Genomic DNA, 21,727 nt, shown 5'->3' with positions numbered 1-21,727 from the left:
AGCAATTTCCGTAATAACACATATGGGATGGCCCCGGCATACACCGTAAAGCCATCCCATCATCGCGCGATTATCCAGCAATCACGCTGCGCGCAACACGGTCTGATACACCGGCTGCAACTCAACGGATTCCAGACCGGCCTGCTGCCCGTCGACGTTCTCCATGCGTGCCGCCATTGCGGATTCCACGTTCACGTTGGCGCCTTCCTTGATCGGCGTGATGGTCAGCACCAGTTGGTTGCGATGGTCTTCGAGCAGCTGCACGTATTCCTTGAGACCGATCTCCCATACGTCGCCGTTGCAGAAGTTGTCGTCCACTAGCGCGCTGCCGCACCACAGCCAGCCGATATCACCCGAGTAGCGCACGCGCAGACGCATATCAGTCACACCGTCGGCAGCGAGCAGATCGTCGGGCAGGTCGATGACATAGCGGGTGTCGGAGAGCTTCTGCACACTCGGCTCCACGGCAACCGGCTTGTACTGTACGCTCTGCTCGGCAAGGAATTCAGCTGGGTATGAGGTCACAGGAACTGCGGCTTCGGTGGATTCCACAATAATGCGGCCATCGAGTTCGTAGACGGCAGAGCCATGATTGGTGATGCTCGGCTGGGCAGCATCCTGGGAGACTGCATCGCCGGCGAAGACCAAGGCGGTGCCGTTGGCAACCACGGTCATCGAATCGGCCTTAGCACGGCTTACGCAGACGATATCCACGGTGTGGCCATTGCCGTCCGAGACCAGGAAGGTTTCCATTTCTGCCTCCGCCGGCACATGATGCACGGTACCGTCCGCGAAACGGAACCAGCAATCATCCATGCCGTCGGGCTTCAAAAAGACGAAGGTGCGATGATCGGCACCGGCTGGGGCGATCACGGTAACCGGCTGCGCGGTGGCAGCAGTAAGCGTCACGCCGTCGAGATCCATGTTGAACGGCAGAATGCAGTTCTCGTCGGAGGCCAGGCCAATGCCGTCGAACGTCACGGTTTCACCGGACGCCAAGGTAACCGACACCGATTCGCCATGCTTGGCCGGCATGCTGGCATGATCCTGGAAATTGTTGAGGAACACGAAGCCGCGCTCACCATCGGTACGCACGCACCAGCGCAGCGGCTCCAGGTCGGTCGGCGCAATCGACTCCTGGCCTTCCGGCACGGCCACGCCAAGCGGACACAGGCGGTCGGCGAATGCCAGGGCGAAGTAGTGCACGGCCTTCATACGACGGTAGGATTCGCGCGTCTGGCCGAATTCGCCAAGTGCAGCCTGGAAATCATAGGAGATCTTCGGCAGCTGGCTTTCGTTCAGGTAAATGCCGTCACCGATCGGGTTGGAGCCGCCCTGGAACATGTAGTAGCCGAGGAAATTGCAGCCGGATGCCATCTTGATATTGGACATGGCATCCACCGACTTCATCGGCAGCACGAAGCGGTAGTTGTAGGAGCTGAACATGCCGCCGCCCATCTCGCAACAGGCGTATGGCTTGGTTTCCGGCTCATAGGTGGGTGCGAATTCCTCACCTCGCGGGCAGTCGTTGGAGTGGAAGTTGCGATACACGTATTCGTCGGTGACCGGGTGCTCGCCGGGGCCAGCGTAGAACAGCCACGGACGGTAGGCGTAGCCGCCCCACAATGGCAGCACGTCATCCGGCACCGGGGAGCCGCCCCAACCGGTGTTGGTGTAGAACGGCACCGAAATGCCTTCTTCTTCGGCGATGCGGCGCAGCGCATGCACGTAGGCGAAACCGTCGTGGCCGCCAGGCACCCATTCGTTGGTGATGCCGGTGGTCATCTCCCACGGGGAGGAGGAGTGCATGTATTCGTTGTCGAGCTGGGCGGCGACGATCGGTCCGCCATCCTTGAAATACAGACCGTCGAGCTGAGCGGCGACATGTGCGTAGAGGTCGCGTACCTTGTCAAGGAAGCCGGGGTCAACGGAACGCACTTCATAGGGTTTGCCATACATCCAATCCGGGATGCCACCGTTGCGCACTTCGCCGTGGTCGAACGGTCCGAGGCGCACGATGACCTTAAGCCCGTGCTTGGCGCACAGCTTGATGAATCGGCGAATATTGCGACGGCCGCTGAAGTTCCACTGGTTCTCATGCTCTTCATGATGATTCCAGAACACGTAGGTAGCGATGACGTTCACGCCGCCGGCCGCCATTTTGGCGAGCTGCTCATCCCAGCGCGAGGGGTTCATGCGCGAGTAGTGGAATTCGCCGCAGACACCGTAGAACGGCTTGCCGTCGAAGGTCATGTAGTAGTTGGTGAAGTCCACTGCGGTGCCGTCCGGTGCCACGCCCCAATCATTGCGGGTGATGGAGAACGGTGTAATAGCCTTCGGTTTGAAACCGGTCAGGTCAAGCGTGTGGTTCATGGGAATTACCTTTCAAAAAGCATGAGGTATGGGATGAAGAAGATGAAGGCCGGGTGCTTGGCAAGTGACGAAGTACCAGACGCCCGGCAAAGGTGAGATTCACGGCTCAGCCTTTAACGGATCCAGCCACCAAGCCGGCGACGATCCACTTTTGGCAGAAGATGAAGAAGAGGAATACGGGGATCAGGGCGATGGTGGTGATGGTCATGAACAGCGGCCAATTGGTGCTGAACTGGCCCATAGCGTTGAACACCTGCAGCACCAACGTCTGCTTTTCCGTCGAGGAGATGTAGATGTTCGGGGTCATGAAGTCGTTCCATGTCCACATGGTTTCGAACACCACCACAGTAATCAAGATCGGCCGAATCAACGGCAGCACAATCTGCCAGAAGATGCGGAACGGGCCCGCGCCATCCAGACGCGCGGCTTCGAACAGCTCACCGGGAAGCCCGCGCATGTACTGCACGATCAGGAAGTAGCAGAATGTGGCACCGCCCAGGTAGAGCACGATCAGACCAAGCAAGCTATCCACCAAACCGAACTGCGCTTCCATCTTGTACTGCGGAATCAGCAGCGTCTGGCCAGGAATCACGAACGAAAGCATCAGGAAGGCACCAATGCCAGCCGTAAGCTTGCTGCGCTTCTGTACCATGCCATAAGCGGCGAGCGCACCGATAATCACCATGAAGAACACGCCCACTACAGTCACAATCAGCGTATTGATCGTGGCCTGCACTATGGGCAGATTCTCCATCGCGTAGGTGTAGTTCTCCAGCGTGAAGTGCGTGGGCAGACCGAACGGGTCGGCAGCCATGTCACCGGAGTTTTTGAAAGTGTTGATTACCACCACATAGAGCGGCACTGCACAGATCAGAGCGATGGCGATGACTACAACCGAGCGGATGGCGGAGCGGATACGTTCGCGCTGGCTCAAGGACAATCCACGGGCAGCGGGCGTGGCTGCGGCAACCGATGCCGCGGCAGAAGAAGTGTGCTGCGTTGTCATGACAGCCTCTTTTCAATCAGCGAAGTGACGATTTGCTGCAGTGCCACGAGAATCACGCAGCACAGGAAGAACATCACGCCGAGTGCGGAACCGATGCCGTAGCGTCCGGAACCGATACCGGTGACGATGATGGACTGGGTGACGGTGTAGGTGGCGTTGCCGGGGCCGCCGGTGGTCAAGGTGAACGGCAGATCGTAGACCTTGAGGCCGCCGGTCAGGAGCATGAAGATGGAGACGCCCATCGCGGGAACCATCTGCGGCAGTGTGATGTGCACAAACTGCTGGCCGCGGGTGGCACCATCCACTGAGGCTTGCTCGTAGAGGTCTGCCGGAATGGCTTGCAGGTAGGCCAGGTACAGGGTGGCATGCCAACCGACCTGAGCCCAGACGGCGATGAAGATCACACAGAATTTGGCGAGCGTCGGATCGGAGAGCCACGGCACCGGACTCACGCCGAACTTGCCGAGGAATGTGTTGACCGCACCGGTACCGAGTGGCGAGAAGATGTACTGCCACACCAAGCCGAGCACTGCCATCGAAGGGACCGAGAAGAAGAAGAACAGGGAGCGCGCAAAGTTGCGGCCGAAGAACTTCCGATTGAGGGTCACGGCCAGCGGCAGTGCGATGGCGGTGATGAGCACGGTGGTGGCCACGGTGTAGAGCAGGGTGAAGCCGAGGCCAGCGAGCAAGGTCTGATCTTGGAAGATTGCTTGATAGTTGGCGATTCCGACGAACTTGGCGTTGGCGAAATCGTAGCCGTCGTAGTCGGTCAGGCTGAAGACGATGCTCTGAAGGAATGGAATCAGTACGATGATGATGTAGACGGCGAGCAGCGGCAGCAGGAATCGCACAGAGGTGAGATTCTCCATGAGATTGCGGCGCTTGCGATCGCGGGTGTGGGAGGCTTCAAAATCCTGGACCGAGCGGGTTTCCGTCCGGGCCGGGGCCACGCCCGCCTCAGCGAGGGCAGGCGTAGCGTCGATGGTGGTTGCTTGTGTCATGGCACTTCACCTTCAGGACAGTGTCTTGAGCTTGGTGTCCAGGTTGGCGGTGGCCTGAGCCGGAGTGATGGAGCCGAGCGCCACTTGCTGCAGCTGGGCGAAGGTTTCGGCGCGCAGGGCGCTTCGGCCGCTGGCAGGCCAGCCGAGCGTGTTCAGGTACACGTTGCCGGTCTTCAGGTACAGGTCGTAAGGCTCTTTGAAGGTTTCGTCGATGTCCGGCGTGTAGTTCTTGGTGGACGGGATCAGGCCGATGTTGTCTTGGATGAGCTTCAGGCCTTCCTTGGAGGAGAGGAAGTCGAGGAAGGATTCGGCTGCCTTGAGCTTGGCTCCATCGATCTTGCCGTTGATGGCGTAACCGGAGTCAGCGGCACCCGGGGCGTATGGCGTGTCCCCCTTGTGCAGCATCGGCATCCTGCCGAACGCGAAGTTGATGCCCGCGTCCTTGAACGTGTTCACATCCCAGTATCCGGACGGCATGACGGCTAGGCGGCCTGCTGCGAATTCGGAGCGGACCTGATCGTCTGCGAGACCGGTGACTTCGGAGCCCATCACGCCCGCGTCGAAAAGCTTGGCCCACTGCTTGTAGTACTTGGTGTAGCTCTTGGCGAACGTGGAGTCGCCGTCGCCGATCTGCTGGTCGATGCTCTTGGACTGCTTGGAGGAGTCATAGCCGATCCAGCCTTCCACGAGAGCGCCGAGGCCTGCCTTGGGCTCCAGATAAGGCTTCTCCACACCGGCGTCTTTCAGGGCTTTCAGCATGTCGATGAATTCGTCCCAGGTTTCGGGGATGGAATCGTAGCCGGCCTTGGCGAGCAGATCCTTGTTGTAGGCGTAGGCGTTGGTCCATGCGGTGATTGACATGGCGTATACCTTGCCGTTCACGCTAGCTTGTGCCTTGTTCGTGTCGCCGATACGGCTCATGAACGATTCGTTGGTCAGGTCCTTGGCTGCTCCGTTCTTCACCAGATCGCTGAGCTGTTCAGGCGGCGCCACGTACACGTCGGCAAGCTGACCGCCGGAAATACGAGTCTGCAGCGTTTGCTGATAGCCTGCCTGAGAACCGTTGGTGGTGCTGAACTTGATCTTGACGTCCGGGTTCTTCTTTTCGAACGCGTCGATTACCGGCTGGTAGACGTCCTGCGTATTGTTCGCAAAGAACGTAAGCTCGGTCTTGCCGGAGGCGCTGCTCGAGCCGCAGCCTGCAAATGATGCGATCATGGCAATCGCGGCACCGGCGCCGACGATGGTCTGCCAGGTTTTCTTCATGATGGTTCCTTTCATCAGAGCATGCTTACGCCAAGCCTGCTGGTCGGGGATTCAAGCGCAAATCACGCTAAAGGTGTGTTGCAAAGCGGCTGCCGAACTGCTTCGTTCTGGTTGCTACTTTGTTGTTATTGATTTCATACTATTGCGCTATTTGCTTGATTTACCGGCATAAATTGCGCGCCAATATGAAATTATTGCTATTGGTTATGGATGATTGCGGAGCGTAGTACCACTGCCTTTTATTGCCGGCTGAGTGCAATCAGTCGTGCAACATTTTCGGCAGTGCGCGCAAGGTTGCACGGTCCTGCGGCAAGTGCTTGCTCCAAGGATTGGGCTCCCGGAACAATGCCGAATATCGCATCGATGCCGAGATCATAGAGCGGACTGATGCCGCTGCCCACGTATCCGGCCAAGGCGATGACACCGATGTCCGGATTGCGCTGGCGTATGGCCTTGGCGACGCCGATGGGCGTTTTGCCGTATTGGGTTTGCTCGTCAATGCCACCTTCGCCGGTGATGCAGTAGTCCGCATCGGCGGCTCGTTGTGCGAGTCGCACGGTTTGGGCCACGATTTCTACGCCGGACTGCATCTTCGCGTTGGTGAACGCCAACAGTCCCGCGCCGAGCCCCCCGGCCGCGCCCGCACCTGGATGCTGCGCCACATCGCAGCCAAGTTGGCTGTTGATGACTGCGGCGTAATGCGCGAGGTTCGCATCCAGCTGGTTGACCATCGCCGGCGTGGCGCCTTTTTGCGGCCCGAATACGGCAGATGCCCCTTGCGGGCCGACGAGTGGGTTGTCCACATCGGAGGCAATGAGGATTGCCGTGGATTGCAAGCGTGGGTCAAGATTGGCGGTGTCGATGGTGCTCAGTTGACCGAGCGCACCTCCCCCGCGTTTGATGGCGTTGCCTTGGCCATCCAGGAATCGGACGCCCAACGCTTCGGCCATGCCCGCCCCGCCATCATTGGTGGCCGAACCACCGATGCCGATGATGATGCGGCGGGCACCATCGTCAAGAGCCGCGCGAATAAGCTGACCGGTGCCATATGTGGTGGCGATCAGTGGATTCTCGGTGGACTCGTTCACGAAACCGATGCCTGAAGCCGCGGCCATTTCGATGACGGCGGTTGCCGCGGAGTCATCGTCTTGGCCAGCGCCGTCGATATCCGCACCCAGCAATCCGTAGGTTGCGGATACCGGGCGTTGCAGCGGATCGAGCACCGTGGCATGGCGCAGCGTGCCACCGGTGGCATCCACCAGCGCCTGCACCGTGCCTTCGCCGCCGTCCGCCATCGGCACCATGTCGTATTGCGCATCCGGGAACACTGCGGCAAGACCGGAGCGGATGGCTTCGGCAGCCTCGCGGGCGGTCATGCAGTTTTTGAACGAATCAGGGGCGATTACGAACTTCACCTGAGCACCTCCCTCACAGCACATCCTTTGTTGTTGGACGGTACCAGTATCACCGAGAAGGCATGGTACACACAACCATCTTCAGGCCATGAAAACCGCTTTATTCTTGGATTGGGATGGTACATGTAACATGTATATACTGCTATTCAACCAGTTCTGATTACCAGTGCTGATTACACGTGGATAGGACTGCCCCTCAGTCAGCCGCACCGACAGCCCCTTTGGCAGGGCGAAACTGAGGAAGGCACCCATACAGCACAATCAGGCAAAGGAGCCGCAGATGGATATCGATCCGCGCATCGCCTCCACCATCGTGGAGAACATCAAAGGCGCGTTAAGCCATGACATCAACTTCTTCGATACCAACGGCCACATCATCGCCAGCACCGACCCGGCGCGCATCGATACCGATCATGAAGCCGCACGCCTCGCCGCCCGCACCGGGCAGAGCGTGGCGGTGGATGCCGATCACCCGTTCGCCGGCGCACGCGATGGCATCAACGTGCCGGTGATGCAGGGCGACGCGGTGATCGCCGTCATCGGTATCACCGGCGAGCGCGCCGAAGTGGAGCCGTTCGGCAACGTCATCAAGAAAATGACCGAAATCCTGGTGCGCGAGAACCTGGAACAGGTCTCCCGATTCGACAAACGTATGATGGCCGCGAATCTGACGAATCTGCTCATCGCACCGCAGCCGGATACCGGACTTATCGACTATCTGACGGACACGTTGAACGTGGATCTCACCGTGCCGCGCGTGGTGGCCGTGGGGCGTTTGCATGTGCCGCAGAAGCTACGCAACGAAACCGTGCAGCGCGTTGGCACCGAGCGCAGCAATGTCGCGCACGATAGCACCTACGACATGGTTGACCGGCTGATGACAGATCAGCCGCACAGCTTGTACTCGGTGTATGGTGGCGAGTTTCGTCTGATTCTCGCCGCGAACAGCGATGCTGCAGATCCCAGTGCTTCAGCGCATCGGAAGGTGCTCAGCAGTATCGCGCAAGCGGTGTCGCAATCCACCGGATACCCGTTGGTGTTCGGCATCAGCGAGCCGGTGAGCGCCATCGCCGACTACCGAGAGGCATATCTGCAGGCCCGCAGCGCTGAACTTTGGCTGGCATTTCTGCATCAGCAACATAACGCTGAGACTCAAGTCGAAATCGAACCTACCGCCGGCACCAATCGCTCACGCACACTTGAATATGATGATGCCGCACTGGGCATGGCGTTGTGCGCAATCAAGGACACCACCGCCGAACGATTCTCGAATCGTATCTTGAGCGGACTCACCGAGGAGGAGAAGGACGAGGCTGCCGTGCTGTTCGACGCGTACACGAGGCACAACGGCAGCATCGGGCACACAGCCGAGGAACTGTTTCTGCATAAGAACACGGTGCAGAATCGATTGAATAAGATCGCCCGCGCAACCGGCTACAATCCGCGCGATTTAAGCGATTACACGTTGCTGGCTTTGGCGTTTGCGTTGAGGCGGCTGCTGAAGTTCTGGTGGACCACGCCGTGATTACGGCATATTGTTGCAGATTGCTGCAGACTGCAGCATAAGCGAGCGCCGGCTTCCCCGGAGGAGTGGGGAGCCGGCGTTTGCTGAGTAGTCAGGAAATCACAGGATGTGACGATTCATCACCTCATCGGTGAAGAGGTTGGCTTGGATGTGGCTGGGGTCAGCAGCCAGGGCTTCGGTAAGGAAGCGTTCGGCTTCCTCGCTTTCGCCGCGGCCGATGTTTGCAAGGCCCATCAGGTATTCGCAGTGGACGCGGTTCATCTTCGTGTAGTCGTTTTCGAAGATGAGGAAGTCCGGCAGCGAGACGGCGAAGTAGTCAATCTTGACCTGATCGTCGAGGTGCTGCTCACCGTAGTCCAACAGGCGGTAGAAGCGGGCGTTGGCCGGGCCTTCCTCGCCGAGAGCCTTGTGGGCGAGACCTTGGAAGAGGATCATTTCGGCGGGCTGGTCGTTGTAGTACATGGCACCCTTCACCTCGTCCGGGCCGATGGTGGCCTGGCGGAATTCGGCGCGAGCCGCGTCCTCATTGCCGAGAGCGCGCTCCACCACACCGAGGTAGTAGTGGATGTCGTTGTCCTTCTGGCCTTCGAGCTTGCCTTCGCCCAGGTTCTCGGGGTAGGCAAGCGTCTTGACCAGCAGTTCCTTGGCCTTAGCCCAGTCGCTGGCAGCCATCGCATCCTTGGCGAGCAGGGTCAGCGCGATGCGGTACTGGCCGGTGATCTTGCCTTCGCCGCCCTCCCACGGGTGGAAGCGACGCTGGCTCATCAGCTCGTAGGCCTTGGCGTAGTTGCCGGTCAGGTTGAGCACGGTCAGGTATTCGATGAACAGGTCGTCGCGCTTGGCCACCACGTCGAGATGCTTTTCGAACTCGGTGAGACGCTGGGCGTAGGTCCAACCGATCTTGCGGTGCAGCTGGTCGGTTTCGAGGAACACACGGGCGTCGGTTTCGTCGAGCGCGTAGGCTTGCTCGATTTCGACCTTGGCAGCCGCCGCGTCACCGCGCTTGTTGTAGTAGGCGAGCGCCAGATTGCGGTGTACGGTTGGGAATTCAGGGTCAAGGTCTCGCGACTGCTCCCACAGTGCAATGGCCTTGTCGGCCTGCACTTTGTCGTAGTAGAGGCATCCGAGGTAGTACGGGGCCTTGGCTCCGTCCACCACTGCGATGGCCTTCTCAAGCGGCGCGATATCCTCCAGCTTGTTCGGGAAGCAGTAGTCGCTTGGCGCGGCCTCGGCGGCTTCGAACGCGGCCTTGGCTTCGGTTTCGCGGCCGAGCTCGGCAAGATAGTAGCCCTCGTAGTACTTGACCATCGGCTTCGACTGATCGGCTGCAGCGAGCAGGGCCAGCGCCTCCTCGTAGGCACCGAACAGCGCGTAATCGCGGGCGGCCTGCAGGTAGTTCTCGAAGAAGCCGCGCATCAGATGCTCCAGTTCGGCCGGCTCTCCCCCGGCGAGCACGCGCTCGTAGCCGGAGACGAAGTCGAACTCGTCGATGTTCAGGTTCTCGGCGAGCGCCGCGGCAGCCTCATCCGTGCGGCCGAGCTTGCGCAGCACGTAAGCCTTCAGTCCGCGGGCCTTGATGTTCATTGTGTTGCGGGTCAACGCGTTGTTCACATACTCCAGTGCGTCCGCGAAGTCGCCTCGACGGGCTGCGATGGCGGCCATGTAGAAGAAGGCACGCTCCTTCTGCGTATCATCCCAAGTGGCCTTGAAGAAAGCATCGAATGCCTCGTCGTACTTGCCTTGGAGGAACAGGACCAGGCCGAGATTGTAGTGCGGTTCGGAGTCGTACGGCTGGGTGTTGTGCTTGGTCAAACGCTTGATGGCGGTACGGAAGTGAGCTTCGGCGCACTTGAACACGCCGCGGCGCAGCTGCAGACGGCCATACGCGTTGTTGATGCGGGCGTCTTCCGGATCGCGCTTCAGGCCTTCGAGATAGTACGGGTCAGGCATGTAGGTGGCGTGACGGTACTGCTCCAGGTGCAGGCCGGCGAGCAGCAGCTCCTCGTTGGTGGCGATCTTTTCCGGCTCGTCAGCGGCCTTGGCCGGTTCGGGCAGCTTGTCAATCTTCTTGGGGCTAGGGGTGTAGTCGATGAGCACAGTGCCGTTGGCATCCGCTACGGTTGCGGTGATTTCGGTGGCCGGCACTTCACCGGTTTCGAATTCGGCGCGCACGGTGTCGTTCGGGCTGATGGTGCCGGTGTAGGCGTAGAGCGTCTTGCCGCTCTTGGTGGTCACGGTCACGGTGGCGTTCTCGTACACGCTGGTGGCGTATACGGTGACGCGGCCTTGACCGGCCTTCAAGCCTTGGGCTTCGATCCCCTCAACCTCACCAGCGGCACCAAACGTGTCTTCAGGTCCGATTTCCAGGTTCACAGCGGCGTTGATGGACGCGTTCTTGACCTGACCCACAGCCTTGTACGGCATGAAGTACTGGGTGAAGGTCTTGCCTTCATAGGGCTTCAGCCAAGTGAAGTCGGGCTGGTTGTCGGTAAAGACACCGGTCATCAGCTCCACATATGGACCATTGGCATCGGTCAGGTTGCGGTCCCAGGCGCGGCCGAAGTCACCATTGCCCCAAGTCCACTGCTTCTTGCCGGGGCTCACATGATGGTCGGCCACATGCAGGATGCCTGCGCCTACACCGAAATCGTAGCCACCGACGAAGTTGTAGTCGGAATGTGCGGCCATGTAGCTGGTCGGTACCGGCACGTTCTTGTAGCGGCCGATATCCACGCCGCGCGAATAGTCGTGCTTGTAGTAGGTGCCGGTGGCGATTGGGTAGCGGGAGACGTCGCGCTTGCCGTGATCCATGACGGCGGTCACGTCCGGCGGCATCACGGTTTTGGTGTGCTCGTTGACCGGTACGGCCGGGTTCGCCCACCACAGGAAGGTTTGTGGCAATGCGGTGCCGTTGTACAGCTGCGCGGTGATCTCGATGTAGGCCTTGCCTGGATGCAGAGCAATCGTAGTGACCACCTGAGTGCCGTACATCTGATCGGTGTCGTGGCACAACACAGCCTTACCGCCGTCCGGCAGATCCTTGATGTCGTAGTCCACCGGCGAGTAGGTGGTCGGGCGGTGGTGCTGCGGCCAGTTGAATTCGATACCACCGGAAATCCACGGACCGGTTAGGCCCACGAGCGCCGGCTTGATCACATCGTTGCGGTAGACGAAGTCGTAATTATTGGTTTTGTCTTTGGCATACTGGATGCGCCCGCCGAGTTCGGGCAGCACGGTGATTTCGAGGTATTCGTTCTCGATGATCACAGCCTTGTAGTCCTTGTCATGCTTCTCATCGCTGATGGTTTCGATCACCGGGTATGGGTAGACACGGCCCGAGCTGCCCTGGTAGACGCGCTTTTCGATAAACTGCGGGTTCTTGTCCGCCGCGCCGATCCCGTAGGTCGGGATGGTAATGACTGTGTCCTGAATGGTAACGGCCATGATTGCTCCACTTCGTTGTAGTGTTTACCGTTTTGAGTTCCTATTGGTTCTTGCGAACCACAATCTTTTGATTGATTGCCTTTAGTCTATGGCCGAAAATATCGTTGACATCTAGAGTAATTGTTCTTCAATATGAAATAATTGCTATTTGATAACTACCACTGAAAGCAGTGACGTAACACAGCTCGACACAAGGAGGCGGCAATGAAGCCGGCGGAACATGGCATTCGAAATGAAGGCTCGGAATTCTATATCTATACACCCAGCAAAACGGCACTGCGCACGTTTCTGCACCCGTTGCGCGCGGGGTTCTTTCATTATGAGGCCGGCTACCGGCAGGAGCGCAGCTCGTTCGATAGCTTCCTGATCATGGCAATCCGCTCCGGCTCGTTCGATGTGGTGTCGCAGTTCGGCGAGAATGCGCAGCATGCTTCCGCCGGGGACTTCGTGCTAGTTGATTGCTATGCCCATCATTCCTACAGCACTTCAGAAGACAGCGACGTATTGTGGCTGCACTTCGACGGTCCCACTGCACGCGCCTATTACGAGCTGATTCACGAGCGACTTGGCTCAGTGTTTTCCTTGCGCGAGCCTGGATATGCAATCACGCAGCTGACCAAAATCTATGAGACCTTCCATATGGCCGCGCGCATTTCGGAACCATTGATGGCGAAGTACATTACGGATGTGCTCACTGAGTTTGCATTGGGAGCAGACGATGCGGCGTCCGCTCCGGTTGGCGCGGCAGGCTCTGGAGTCGCACGCAGTGGTTCGAAGGGCTCAGTCGCCGGTGTAGCCTCCGGTCTCGTAGCCCGACGCGGCCCGCACGCCATCGAGAGCGTGCTGGCCTACATAGCCAATCATCTGAACGAGCCACTGACCGTGGCCGAGCTAGCCGGGTTGGTCTATATGAGTGAGTACCACTTCATTCGCGTCTTCAAGAAGGAGACCGGGTACACGCCGTACGCCTACGTGCTGGACGCTCGCATGCATGCAGCGAAATACCGTCTCATCAATTCGGATATATCACTACGCCAGCTCTGCGAGGAATGCGGCTTCACCGATACGAGCTCGTTCTGCGCCGCATTCAAACGCAAAAACGGCGTCTCCCCCATGGAATTCCGTAAACAAAGCGAAATTCGACAGGACTAGCGGCTGCGCAACCAATACAGATGACTTCGGACTATCTGCAGTTTGATTCCTCAGCCAACTCCTCGAGGCGAGCAGCGAAGCGGGGCCAATCAGTTTTCATGGCGGTCAATAGCTTGCGGTTGGGTACGTCGTCGATCGGCACCCAGCAAATCTCCATGCTTTCGTCGTCATTGGCCTTAGGCTCAACAGTGTGACCGGGCTTTTCGAACGCGAACACCGTGGTGTATGCCCAATTGCCGTGGTCTTCACGGTAGGAGCCGACCACTTCGATATCCTCGGGCGTGATGTTCGCCTCTTCGTAGCTTTCGCGCAACGCACCTTCAATTGGCGATTCACCGTCCGCCGTAGCGCCACCGGGAATGCCCCAAGTACCACCTTCAGCACTCCATGCGGCGCGATGCTGCATCACCACATGCGTCACCTTGCCAGTTGCCGGATCGCGGCGTGCCAGCAGAATGCCCGAAGCGCCATTCGTACCCCAATGCTTGCGACCGCAGGCGCAATCCACCCAACCATCACCGGGCTGATGTACGTTTTCCACAGGTGGCAAGTTATCCTTTCCCGCCATAGCAATACCGGCAGCGTCCGCGGATTCAGGCGCAATCTCACCACGCTGCACATTCCACAAATCAGTCCATTCAACATCCAGTTCAGCAGCGAGCTTGCGCAACAGCGGCAGACTGATGCCGATAATGCCGTGCGGGTCACCTTCGATGCCGTCGATGAACGCACCGCCGAAACCTTCCAACGTAAACGAACCGGCCACTTCCAGCGGCTCACGGGTGGCAATGTAGCGCTCGATGTCTTTATCGGAGAAGTCACCGAAATGCACAGTGGCGCGGCTGGCACCGCGGGCCACACGGCCGGTGGCGAAGTCGATGATGCAGTGTCCCGTCCACAGTTCGCCGCTGTTGCCGCGCATCTTGCGCAGGCGTTCGCGTGCGACTTCGGCGCTGTGCGGTTTGCCGTAGCATTCACCATCCATCAGGAACATCGAATCGCAGCCGATAATCAGCGGACCGACCGTGGAGCGCGTAAGTCCCGGCTGCAGCGCGATGATGTTAGAGATCGGCTCGGTCACGGTTGGCATGTTCACACCGGAGAAGTCGCGCGTGGCGGCGATGCGATCGGAAGAGTAATCAATGGCAGAATCTGAAGCATCTTCAGACCCAGTGTTTTCAGTGTTTTCAGTGTCCTCAGCCTCAACTTCCGCAGCCCTCAGCGGATAAGCAATCACTCGGTTGCCGGTCGCAGCCGCTGCGGTATCGGCCACGTTACGGTATGCGCGATGCACAGCCTGCGCCTTGGCCTCGGCCAGAATCATCACTCGCTGTTCCACAGTCAGGTCGTCAACGGTAATCCCCGCCTTGGCTGCCGCAGTCTGAAGCGCTGCCGGCTCATCCACATGAGAGACGCGAATCGTGGGGCAAATGCCTGCCGCATACAGCACATCGCGGCGCGGCTTGGACTGAGACGCAAGAATCAGCGGAATAGACATGACTTCCTCCTAGTTGAGGCACTAGGCTTTAGCGCCGTTCGATTTCAACGCCCTTGGTGTTGATGGGCAGGTGCAACACACGCCAGTGTCCAGATGCCAGCTGGGTGGCAGCCACCTGGTCGATGGCTTCGCGCGCGTTGCCGTAGTGCAGCACGAGCACGCACGGACCAGCACCGGAGACAGCGGCGGCATAGCCCTTGGCACGGAACGTCTCAATCAGTTCGGCGGACGGCGGCATCAGTGGTGTGCGGTACGGCTGATGCAGTCGATCCTGCGTAGCCGTAAACAGCAACGCATTGGCCTGCGCTGCCGCAGTGGCGAAGGCGGCCGGTGTCACCTGAGCGGCGCCCGCGGCACCGGAAACACCCGCGCCAGCAGAGTTTCCGCCCAGCGCATCGGCACCGCCCTGAGCCTCGGCCTGCGCAAGCACCACCGGGTTCATTGCGGCCGGCAGCAGCCCAACGCGGGACACGTTGTATACGGCATCCTTGTGCGGCACTTCCTTAGGCAACGCCTGACGTGCCTTTTCAGTGGAAAGCTCGTAATCCGGCACGAATACGGCCGCAGTGATGGCCGGGTCAACCGGGTAGTTGACGGTGTGGAAACCACCATGCAGCGGCTCACCACCGGGGATGGCCACCGAGCCGACACCCTCGGCCGTAGCGAAGTCCCAGGAGACCGTGAGACCGCCAAATACGGCCGGAGCCACGTTATCCGGGTGTCCCTCGATCTGCGCGGCCATGTCGAAGATGGCCGGACGATTCAGTTCACCAGGCTGCGCAAAGGCCGCTGCGGCCGCGATACCGGCCACAATGGCTTCGGCGGACGAGCCCATGCCACGGGCCTGTGGAATGTTGTTGGTGGCTTCGAGCGTGAAACCGACGCGCCCCAAACCGAATGTGGCGCAGGCGCGGCGGAAGGTGGAGACCACCAGATGGGTTTCGTCGCGTGGCAGCGTATCCTCGCCCTCACCGTGAATGAACACATGGGCGATGCCATCGGTGGGATCCGGGTTCAGCGTGAACGTAAGCTCGTCATGATAGTCGAGAGCCAAACCCACGGTATCGAAGCCGGAGCCCAGATTAGCGGATGTGGCTGGCACGCGCACGCGCACCTGAGTACAAATTGGATTCATGGAAACCTCTCTGGGCTTTCAGTCAGTCCAGTACGCGCAGGATGGACGGCTCGCCGGTCACGAAGTCAAGCGCCTGCACGGCCTTTACGGTTGCGCGCAGCGTCTCTTCGTCAGTCAGGTGGGTCACGATACGCAGCTGCTGAATCTCGCCGTCGTAACCAGGATCGGTCATCGTGGGCTTCAGATCCTGATTCACACCGTTGATGGAGACACCGTTCTTAGCGAACTCGGCGGCGATAGCGGCCAGCACGCCCGGCTTGTCATGAATCAGGAATCGCACGGCGAATGCGGCCTTGGAAGCATTGATCGGAGCCTTGGGCAGGTTCTTGTACAGCGGAATGGACGGGCCCGTGCAGCCGGCTGCAATATGGCGAGCTTCGGTCACCACATCGCCGACCACCGCGGAAGCGGTCGGAGCGCCGCCAGCACCACGGCCGTAGAACATCAGATCATCGGCAGCCTCGGCCTTAACAAACACAGCGTTGAAGGAGCCATGCACAGAAGCCAGCGGATGAGACTTATCAATCAATGCCGGGTAGACGCGAGCAGATACGCCAGCCTCACCGTTCTCCACCACGGCGAGCAGCTTGATGACCTTGTGCTCGGCAGTGGCTGCAGCGATATCGTCGGCAGTGATCTTAGTGATGCCTTCCACAGACACATCATCGATGGTTACAGAAGTATGGAAGCCGAGGGTTGCCATGATGGCAGCCTTGTTCGCGGCATCATAACCTTCGATGTCGCCGGTCGGATCAGCTTCGGCGTATCCCTTGGCCTGAGCATCCTTCAGCACATCATCGAACTGGAGACCCTTGGTGGTCATCTCGTCGAGGATGTAGTTGGTGGTGCCGTTGACGATGCCCAGCATGCTGGTCACCTTGTCGCCCACGAGGGATTCACGAAGCGGACGCAGGAACGGAATCGCACCGCCCACAGCAGCTTCGAAGTAAATGTCGACACCCTTGGCTTCGGCAGCAGCGTAAATCTCCGGACCATACTTGGCCAGCAGCGCCTTGTTGGCGGTAACCACGGAAGCACCGGATTCGATGGCGGCGAGCACGAACTTGCGAGCCACGGTAGTGCCACCAATCAGTTCGATGACAATATCCGAATTGGTGGCCACACTCATCGTATCGGTGGTGACGATGGACTGGTCGATCCACGGGAACTTTTCGGTTTCCTTCGGGTCGAGGCAGGCCACACCAGTCAGTTCAATCGGACGACCGATGCGAGCGGAGAGCTCATCCTTCTGCTCAACGATCAGTCGGGCGGTCTGGGAGCCGACAGTGCCGGCGCCCAGCAGGCCGACGCGAATCGGGGTTTCATTCAGTTCTGCCACTTCAAATCCTTCCAAAAACAAGCTGCTATATCCCACGGCCATTGTACGGACTGATTCCTACAGCAGCCGGAAATCGTCCATTCGGTTCAGATCTCACTCACTGACGTCAAGGTCCAGCAGGTCATCGATGGTCTGGCGGCGCAGCATCACATGTGCACCGGCCTCGGAAACGCCCACGACGGCAGGAATCAGCGCCTGATTGTAGTTGGAGGCCATCGTACGACCGTATGCACCGGTCACCGGCACAGCGAGAATATCGCCGCGCTTCAAATCGGCAGGCAGATGCACCTCGTGCACCACAATGTCACCGGATTCGCAGTGCATGCCGCACACGCGGGCCAGCATCGTCTCATCAGAACCCTTGCGATTCGCCAATCGCGCGGTGTAATCGGCACCATAGAGCGCCGGACGGATGTTATCGGACATGCCGCCATCCACGGACACGTACACGCGTTCGCTGATCGGATTACCCGCGGAATCCTTGGCATCGCTCAGGTTCACATGCTTGATGGTGCCCACGCGGTACAGGGTCACGCCGGCTGGGGCCACGATATAACGGCCCGGCTCGAAGCTGATAGCAGGTGCCGGCATGCCAAGTGCACGGTTAGTGGAGGCCACAACATTGGCAAGACGAGCGAGCTCCACGTCGATATCCATCGAATCCTCGCCGTCCGTATATGCCACGGAGTAGCCGCCGCCCAAGTCGATTTCCGGCAGAGTGAACGCGTCAGTGGCGTACAGCGTCTTGCGCAGCAGCATCATGCGCTTGCCAGCCTGAATAAACGCGTCGGCATCATGGATGTTGGAGCCGATGTGCGAATGTGCGCCCACCAGTTCGAGCACGTCCTGATTGGCCAGAATGGTCTTGAGCACAGCGATGGCCGGACCATCAGCGATGGCGGTCATCGCTTCGGCCAGCGCCTTGTCCTTCTCGGAAATCTGCTCATGGGAGAGGTCATATGGGTACTTCAGGTCGTACTGCAGCTTGCGTTCGCCCTTGTGTCCAACGGCACCCGCTGCCTCAGCAGCATCGGCAGTCACATCCGCGGCAGCAGCAAATCGCGCATTGGTGACCGCTGGAGTCACGTCTGCGAGATCTGCCAGCGCCGTATCCAGTACCGCGGCATCCGCACCTGCCGGCAGCAGCGGCACACCGAACTTCTGGTCCTCGTGAGCTGTGGAAATGTATTCATGACCACCTGCGTGCACGCCTACGGTGACGCGCAGCATCACGCGCGCACGCTTGCCAAGCTTACGAGCAATGGCGGCGATACGCTCAGGCTCCTCGGGTTCGTCGACTACGATTTTGGCGAAGCCCTGCTCGATAGCCAGTGCGATTTCCTCATCTGACTTGTTATTGCCATGCAGCACCAGTCGGCGGCCGGGAGCGCCCGCAGCGAGGGCGATTTTCATCTCACCCATCGTGCAGGTGTCCACATACATGCCGGCCGCAAGCACAAGCCGAATGATTTCCTTGGACAGGAAGGCTTTGCCGGCAAAGCTCACGTGTGTGGTGGAGTTGTTGAAGGCGTTGGCGGCGGCACGCACGAAGTGATGCGCGCGCTCGTTCACCTCATCGGTGTCGATGAGGTACAACGGCGAGCCGAACTCGTCCAAAAGCGATTCAGCGGTACGACCATGAAATTCAATGGCACCGTCAGCATTGATGGCCGTAGCAGCCGGCCAAATTGGAGTAATAGGCATGGCCATCACATTTTCTCCGGGGCGGAAACGCCGAGCAGGTCAAGGCCTGCGGCGATAACGTTGCGCACAGCATCGTTGAGCTTCAGACGCGCAGCGGCACGGGCCGGCTCCGGGTTCTTGGCAATTTCGAGAGCCTTGCGAGCCTCATCATCGCCGCGGGTTTCCGGATCAGTCAGAGCCATCGGCACCACGCGCTCGACGTTGTACCACTTGTGGTAGGCGGCGGCCAAATCCTCGAGGTAGTGGGCCACGCGGTGCGGGGCGCGAGCATCACCTGCCAGAGTCACCAGTGCCGGCCACTGGGCGAGTGCGGCGAGCACTTCGCCATCAGCCTCAGTGTCGAGCAAACTCAAGTCGGCACCTTCGTAGGAGATACCGGCTGCCTCGGCATTGCGGTCCACGTTGCAGGAGCGAGCGTGAGCGTACTGCACGTAGTACACCGGGTTGTCGTTGGAGTGGGAGGCGAGCAGGTTCAGGTCGATGTCCACCGGGGAGTTGTAATCGGTGCGGGCCAGCGAGTAGCGGGATGCGTCCACGCCGATGGCTTCGACCAAGTCGTCGATGGTGACGACGTTGCCGGCGCGCTTCGACATGCGCACGGCCTTGCCGTCCTTCAACACGTTGACCAGCTGGCCGATCAAGATCTGCATGTTCTCGCCCGGCTTGTCGCCGAAGGCTGCGCACATGGCCATCATGCGGCCAATATAGCCGTGGTGGTCGGCACCGAGCATGTAGATGGCCACGTCGGCCGGATCGGTGGCGCGGTGACGCTTGTTCCAGTAGTAGGCAATGTCGGCAGCAAAGTAGGCGAATTCGCCGTTGGACTTCAGGATCACGCGATCCTTGTCGTCACCATGCTTGGTGGATTCGAACCAGGTGGCGCCATCTTTCTCGTAGATGTCACCACGTTCGCGCAGCACTTCGATGGCGCGATCGACTTCGCCATCCTGGTACAGGCTGTTCTCGTGGAACCAGACGTCGAAGTGCACGCGGAAGTCCTTCATGGACTTGCGAATCTCATCGAACATCATCGGCACCGCGCGCTTGCGGAACTCTTCGCGCACTTCGGAATCGGACTCGCCGATCGGCTCGCCGTCATCGTTGAGGCCTTGATCCTCATGCTGCAGAGCGGTCAAGTCCACGCCGTCGGCCTTGGCTTCGGCTTCAACGCGGCGGGCAATTTCGTCGATGTAAGCACCCTTGTAGCCATCGAACGGGGTTTCGGTCTGGTAGCCGGCCTCACCCAGGCTGTTGTCGTGCGCCCAAGCGGCGACCAGCGACTTGGCAAAGCGGTTGATCTGCTCGCCGTGATCGTTGAAGTAGTATTCGCGCACCACCTTGGCACCGTTGGCTTCGAGCACGCGGGCCATCGAGTCGCCGGTGGCCGCCCAACGGGTACCGCCGATATGAATCGGACCGGTCGGGTTAGCGGAGACGAACTCAAGGTTCAGGGTCTTGCCAGACAAGTGATTATTGCGGCCGAATGTGGAGATGCCATGCTCGTCGGCGGGTGCGTTCAGCACCTGATCGACCACGGCTGCGGCGGATGCAGAATCAAGGGTGATGTTGATGAAACCGGGGCCAGCCACTTCCACGGACTTGATGCCGTCGGCTTCGGTGAGTGCGGCGGCGAACGGTTCGGCCAGGTCGCGCGGCTTCATACCGGCCTTCTTGGCCAGCTGCATGGCGATGTTGGAGGCCCAGTCGCCGTGCGCGCGGTCCTTCGGGCGCATCACAGTCAGCTTTTCGACGGGCGGAATCAGCTCGTCGGTCAACGTGCCGGCCTGACCGGCTGCGACGAGGTTGTGGGCAATCTTGGAAATCAGTTCACTTAACGCTTCAGGGCTCATTCTTCTAAGGATACCGAGAACACAGACAGTGTCCGCAGCCCTAAGTCGGGTGAATAAATCGTCTTTGAACTATCCCTCGTTCGCTGCATCATTCCTTTGTTTATACATACCGTTGCATTATCGCTGCTCCTAAGCCATTGTCCTACGGTCAGGCTCGCCGCACGCCTATACATACCGACCGACGGTATGTATAGTGCGAGCCAGAACAACACAACAGACTTGGCTACCCTCCACTAAGAGGAGCCGGACGCGAAGCGGACCGAGGAGAAAGGTCACCTCGCAGATCATCGACAGTCCATAAGGAGGCCGCACATGGCACGCAACACACATCCAGAAGTCACCGAGCGGCGCATTCTCGAGGCCGCGCGCGACCTGTTCATGGAAAAAGGATACGAGAAAACCTCTATCCAAAACATCGTGGACCGCCTCGGCAACCTTTCCAAAGGCGCAATCTACCATCATTTCAAGTCCAAAGAGGCAATCCTCGACCGACTCAATAGCGCAGATTGGGACTATAGCCAAGGCGAGCGCGACCATATCATGGCCCGCAGCGATCTCAATAGTCTGCAGAAATTGCGCGCACTGTTCACCGTCGCCATCAGCAACGAGGAACATCAGAAACTCAATGAAGCAGGACTCCCCTTCCTCGACGATCCCACTACGCTCGCATCAAACCTGAATTTCTGGGCCACCGAGCTGCCCAAGCATTGGCTGCCCATCATCGAGGAAGGCATACGGGACGGATCCATCCCCACCGAATACCCGCAGGAAGCTTCGGAACTCATCTCATTACTCGCCAATTATTGGCTGCTCACTCGCTTCTACCCGGCAAATCGAGCGCAATTACATCATCGCGTCCAATGCCTCGCCACAATGCTCAACGCCATCAACATCCCCGTCTTCGACGATGAGCTCATCAACCTCACCTGTGACTTTTACACCCAATTCGATAAGCAAAGCCCCAAGTAGGAGGAGCCTACGACTGACCTCGACTCGCCCCTTCCCCAAATTTCTTGCAC

At 59.3% G+C, this 21,727-nt stretch carries 13 protein-coding genes and 2 pseudogenes; 3 read left to right on the top strand and 12 right to left on the bottom strand.

Annotated elements, in window-relative coordinates; translation table 11 throughout:
* Nucleotides 1–81: 81 nt before the first annotated feature.
* From Tam1G_RS09750 to Tam1G_RS09730, 5 genes are all read right to left on the bottom strand, one after another.
* Nucleotides 82–2,373 carry a beta-galactosidase gene (locus Tam1G_RS09750; RefSeq protein WP_033891255.1) on the bottom strand — a complete coding sequence of 764 codons (2,292 nt, stop codon included), beginning with the start codon at nucleotides 2,371–2,373 and terminating at the stop codon, nucleotides 82–84.
* 106 nt (nucleotides 2,374–2,479) lie between these two features.
* Complete coding sequence (locus Tam1G_RS09745; protein WP_034535127.1) at nucleotides 2,480–3,313, bottom strand: carbohydrate ABC transporter permease; 834 nt, start codon at nucleotides 3,311–3,313, stop codon at nucleotides 2,480–2,482.
* Nucleotides 3,314–3,375: 62 nt separating this feature from the next.
* Nucleotides 3,376–4,380 carry a carbohydrate ABC transporter permease gene (locus tag Tam1G_RS09740; RefSeq protein WP_237746117.1) on the bottom strand — a complete coding sequence of 335 codons (1,005 nt, stop codon included), beginning with the start codon at nucleotides 4,378–4,380 and terminating at the stop codon, nucleotides 3,376–3,378.
* 12 nt (nucleotides 4,381–4,392) lie between these two features.
* Complete coding sequence (locus Tam1G_RS09735; protein WP_033891253.1) at nucleotides 4,393–5,646, bottom strand: ABC transporter substrate-binding protein; 1,254 nt, start codon at nucleotides 5,644–5,646, stop codon at nucleotides 4,393–4,395.
* Between the two features lie 239 nt (nucleotides 5,647–5,885).
* Nucleotides 5,886–7,061 (bottom strand): glycerate kinase, encoded by a 1,176-nt coding sequence (locus Tam1G_RS09730; RefSeq protein ID WP_101626367.1) that lies wholly within the window; start codon nucleotides 7,059–7,061, stop codon nucleotides 5,886–5,888.
* Between the two features lie 280 nt (nucleotides 7,062–7,341).
* On the opposite strand from Tam1G_RS09730, the gene Tam1G_RS09725 reads away from it, so the two are divergent.
* Entirely contained in the window at nucleotides 7,342–8,586 is a 1,245-nt protein-coding gene (locus Tam1G_RS09725) for a CdaR family transcriptional regulator (RefSeq protein WP_101626366.1), read from the top strand.
* 99 nt (nucleotides 8,587–8,685) lie between these two features.
* Here Tam1G_RS09725 and Tam1G_RS09720 read toward each other — a convergent pair whose 3' ends face one another.
* A complete protein-coding gene (locus Tam1G_RS09720) occupies nucleotides 8,686–12,030 on the bottom strand; it encodes a DUF5107 domain-containing protein (RefSeq protein ID WP_101626365.1) in 3,345 nt (1,114 codons plus the stop codon).
* A gap of 204 nt (nucleotides 12,031–12,234) precedes the next feature.
* Between Tam1G_RS09720 and Tam1G_RS09715 the strand changes: the two genes are divergently transcribed.
* Nucleotides 12,235–13,182, top strand: coding sequence for an AraC family transcriptional regulator (locus Tam1G_RS09715; RefSeq protein WP_101626364.1), 948 nt, complete (start codon nucleotides 12,235–12,237; stop codon nucleotides 13,180–13,182).
* Between the two features lie 31 nt (nucleotides 13,183–13,213).
* Here Tam1G_RS09715 and Tam1G_RS09710 read toward each other — a convergent pair whose 3' ends face one another.
* The 6 genes and pseudogenes from Tam1G_RS09710 to argS form a co-directional block, all read right to left on the bottom strand.
* Nucleotides 13,214–14,680 (bottom strand): Maf family protein, encoded by a 1,467-nt coding sequence (locus Tam1G_RS09710; protein ID WP_101626363.1) that lies wholly within the window; start codon nucleotides 14,678–14,680, stop codon nucleotides 13,214–13,216.
* A 28-nt stretch (nucleotides 14,681–14,708) separates the two neighbouring features.
* Nucleotides 14,709–14,999 (bottom strand): annotated as a pseudogene (locus tag Tam1G_RS12135) (homoserine kinase); the annotation flags it as partial.
* 83 nt (nucleotides 15,000–15,082) lie between these two features.
* Nucleotides 15,083–15,815: pseudogene (locus Tam1G_RS09705) on the bottom strand (homoserine kinase); the annotation flags it as partial.
* A 22-nt stretch (nucleotides 15,816–15,837) separates the two neighbouring features.
* A complete protein-coding gene (locus Tam1G_RS09700) occupies nucleotides 15,838–17,154 on the bottom strand; it encodes a homoserine dehydrogenase (protein ID WP_101626384.1) in 1,317 nt (438 codons plus the stop codon).
* 93 nt (nucleotides 17,155–17,247) lie between these two features.
* On the bottom strand, nucleotides 17,248–18,858 hold the full coding sequence (locus Tam1G_RS09695) for a diaminopimelate decarboxylase family protein (protein ID WP_101626383.1): 1,611 nt from the start codon (nucleotides 18,856–18,858) through the stop codon (nucleotides 17,248–17,250).
* Between the two features lie 5 nt (nucleotides 18,859–18,863).
* Nucleotides 18,864–20,708, bottom strand: coding sequence for an arginine--tRNA ligase (gene argS, locus Tam1G_RS09690; protein WP_101626361.1), 1,845 nt, complete (start codon nucleotides 20,706–20,708; stop codon nucleotides 18,864–18,866).
* Nucleotides 20,709–21,020: 312 nt separating this feature from the next.
* Here argS and Tam1G_RS09685 point away from each other — a divergent pair, with 312 nt between their 5' ends.
* A complete protein-coding gene (locus tag Tam1G_RS09685) occupies nucleotides 21,021–21,677 on the top strand; it encodes a TetR/AcrR family transcriptional regulator (protein WP_101626360.1) in 657 nt (218 codons plus the stop codon).
* Nucleotides 21,678–21,727: the final 50 nt, after the last annotated feature.

The sequence above is a fragment of the Bifidobacterium imperatoris genome, from assembly GCF_002860405.1.
Taxonomy (GTDB): domain Bacteria; phylum Actinomycetota; class Actinomycetes; order Actinomycetales; family Bifidobacteriaceae; genus Bifidobacterium; species Bifidobacterium imperatoris.
The sequence above is the reverse complement of the archived record's forward strand: the minus strand, read 5'-3'. Positions and strand labels throughout refer to the sequence as shown.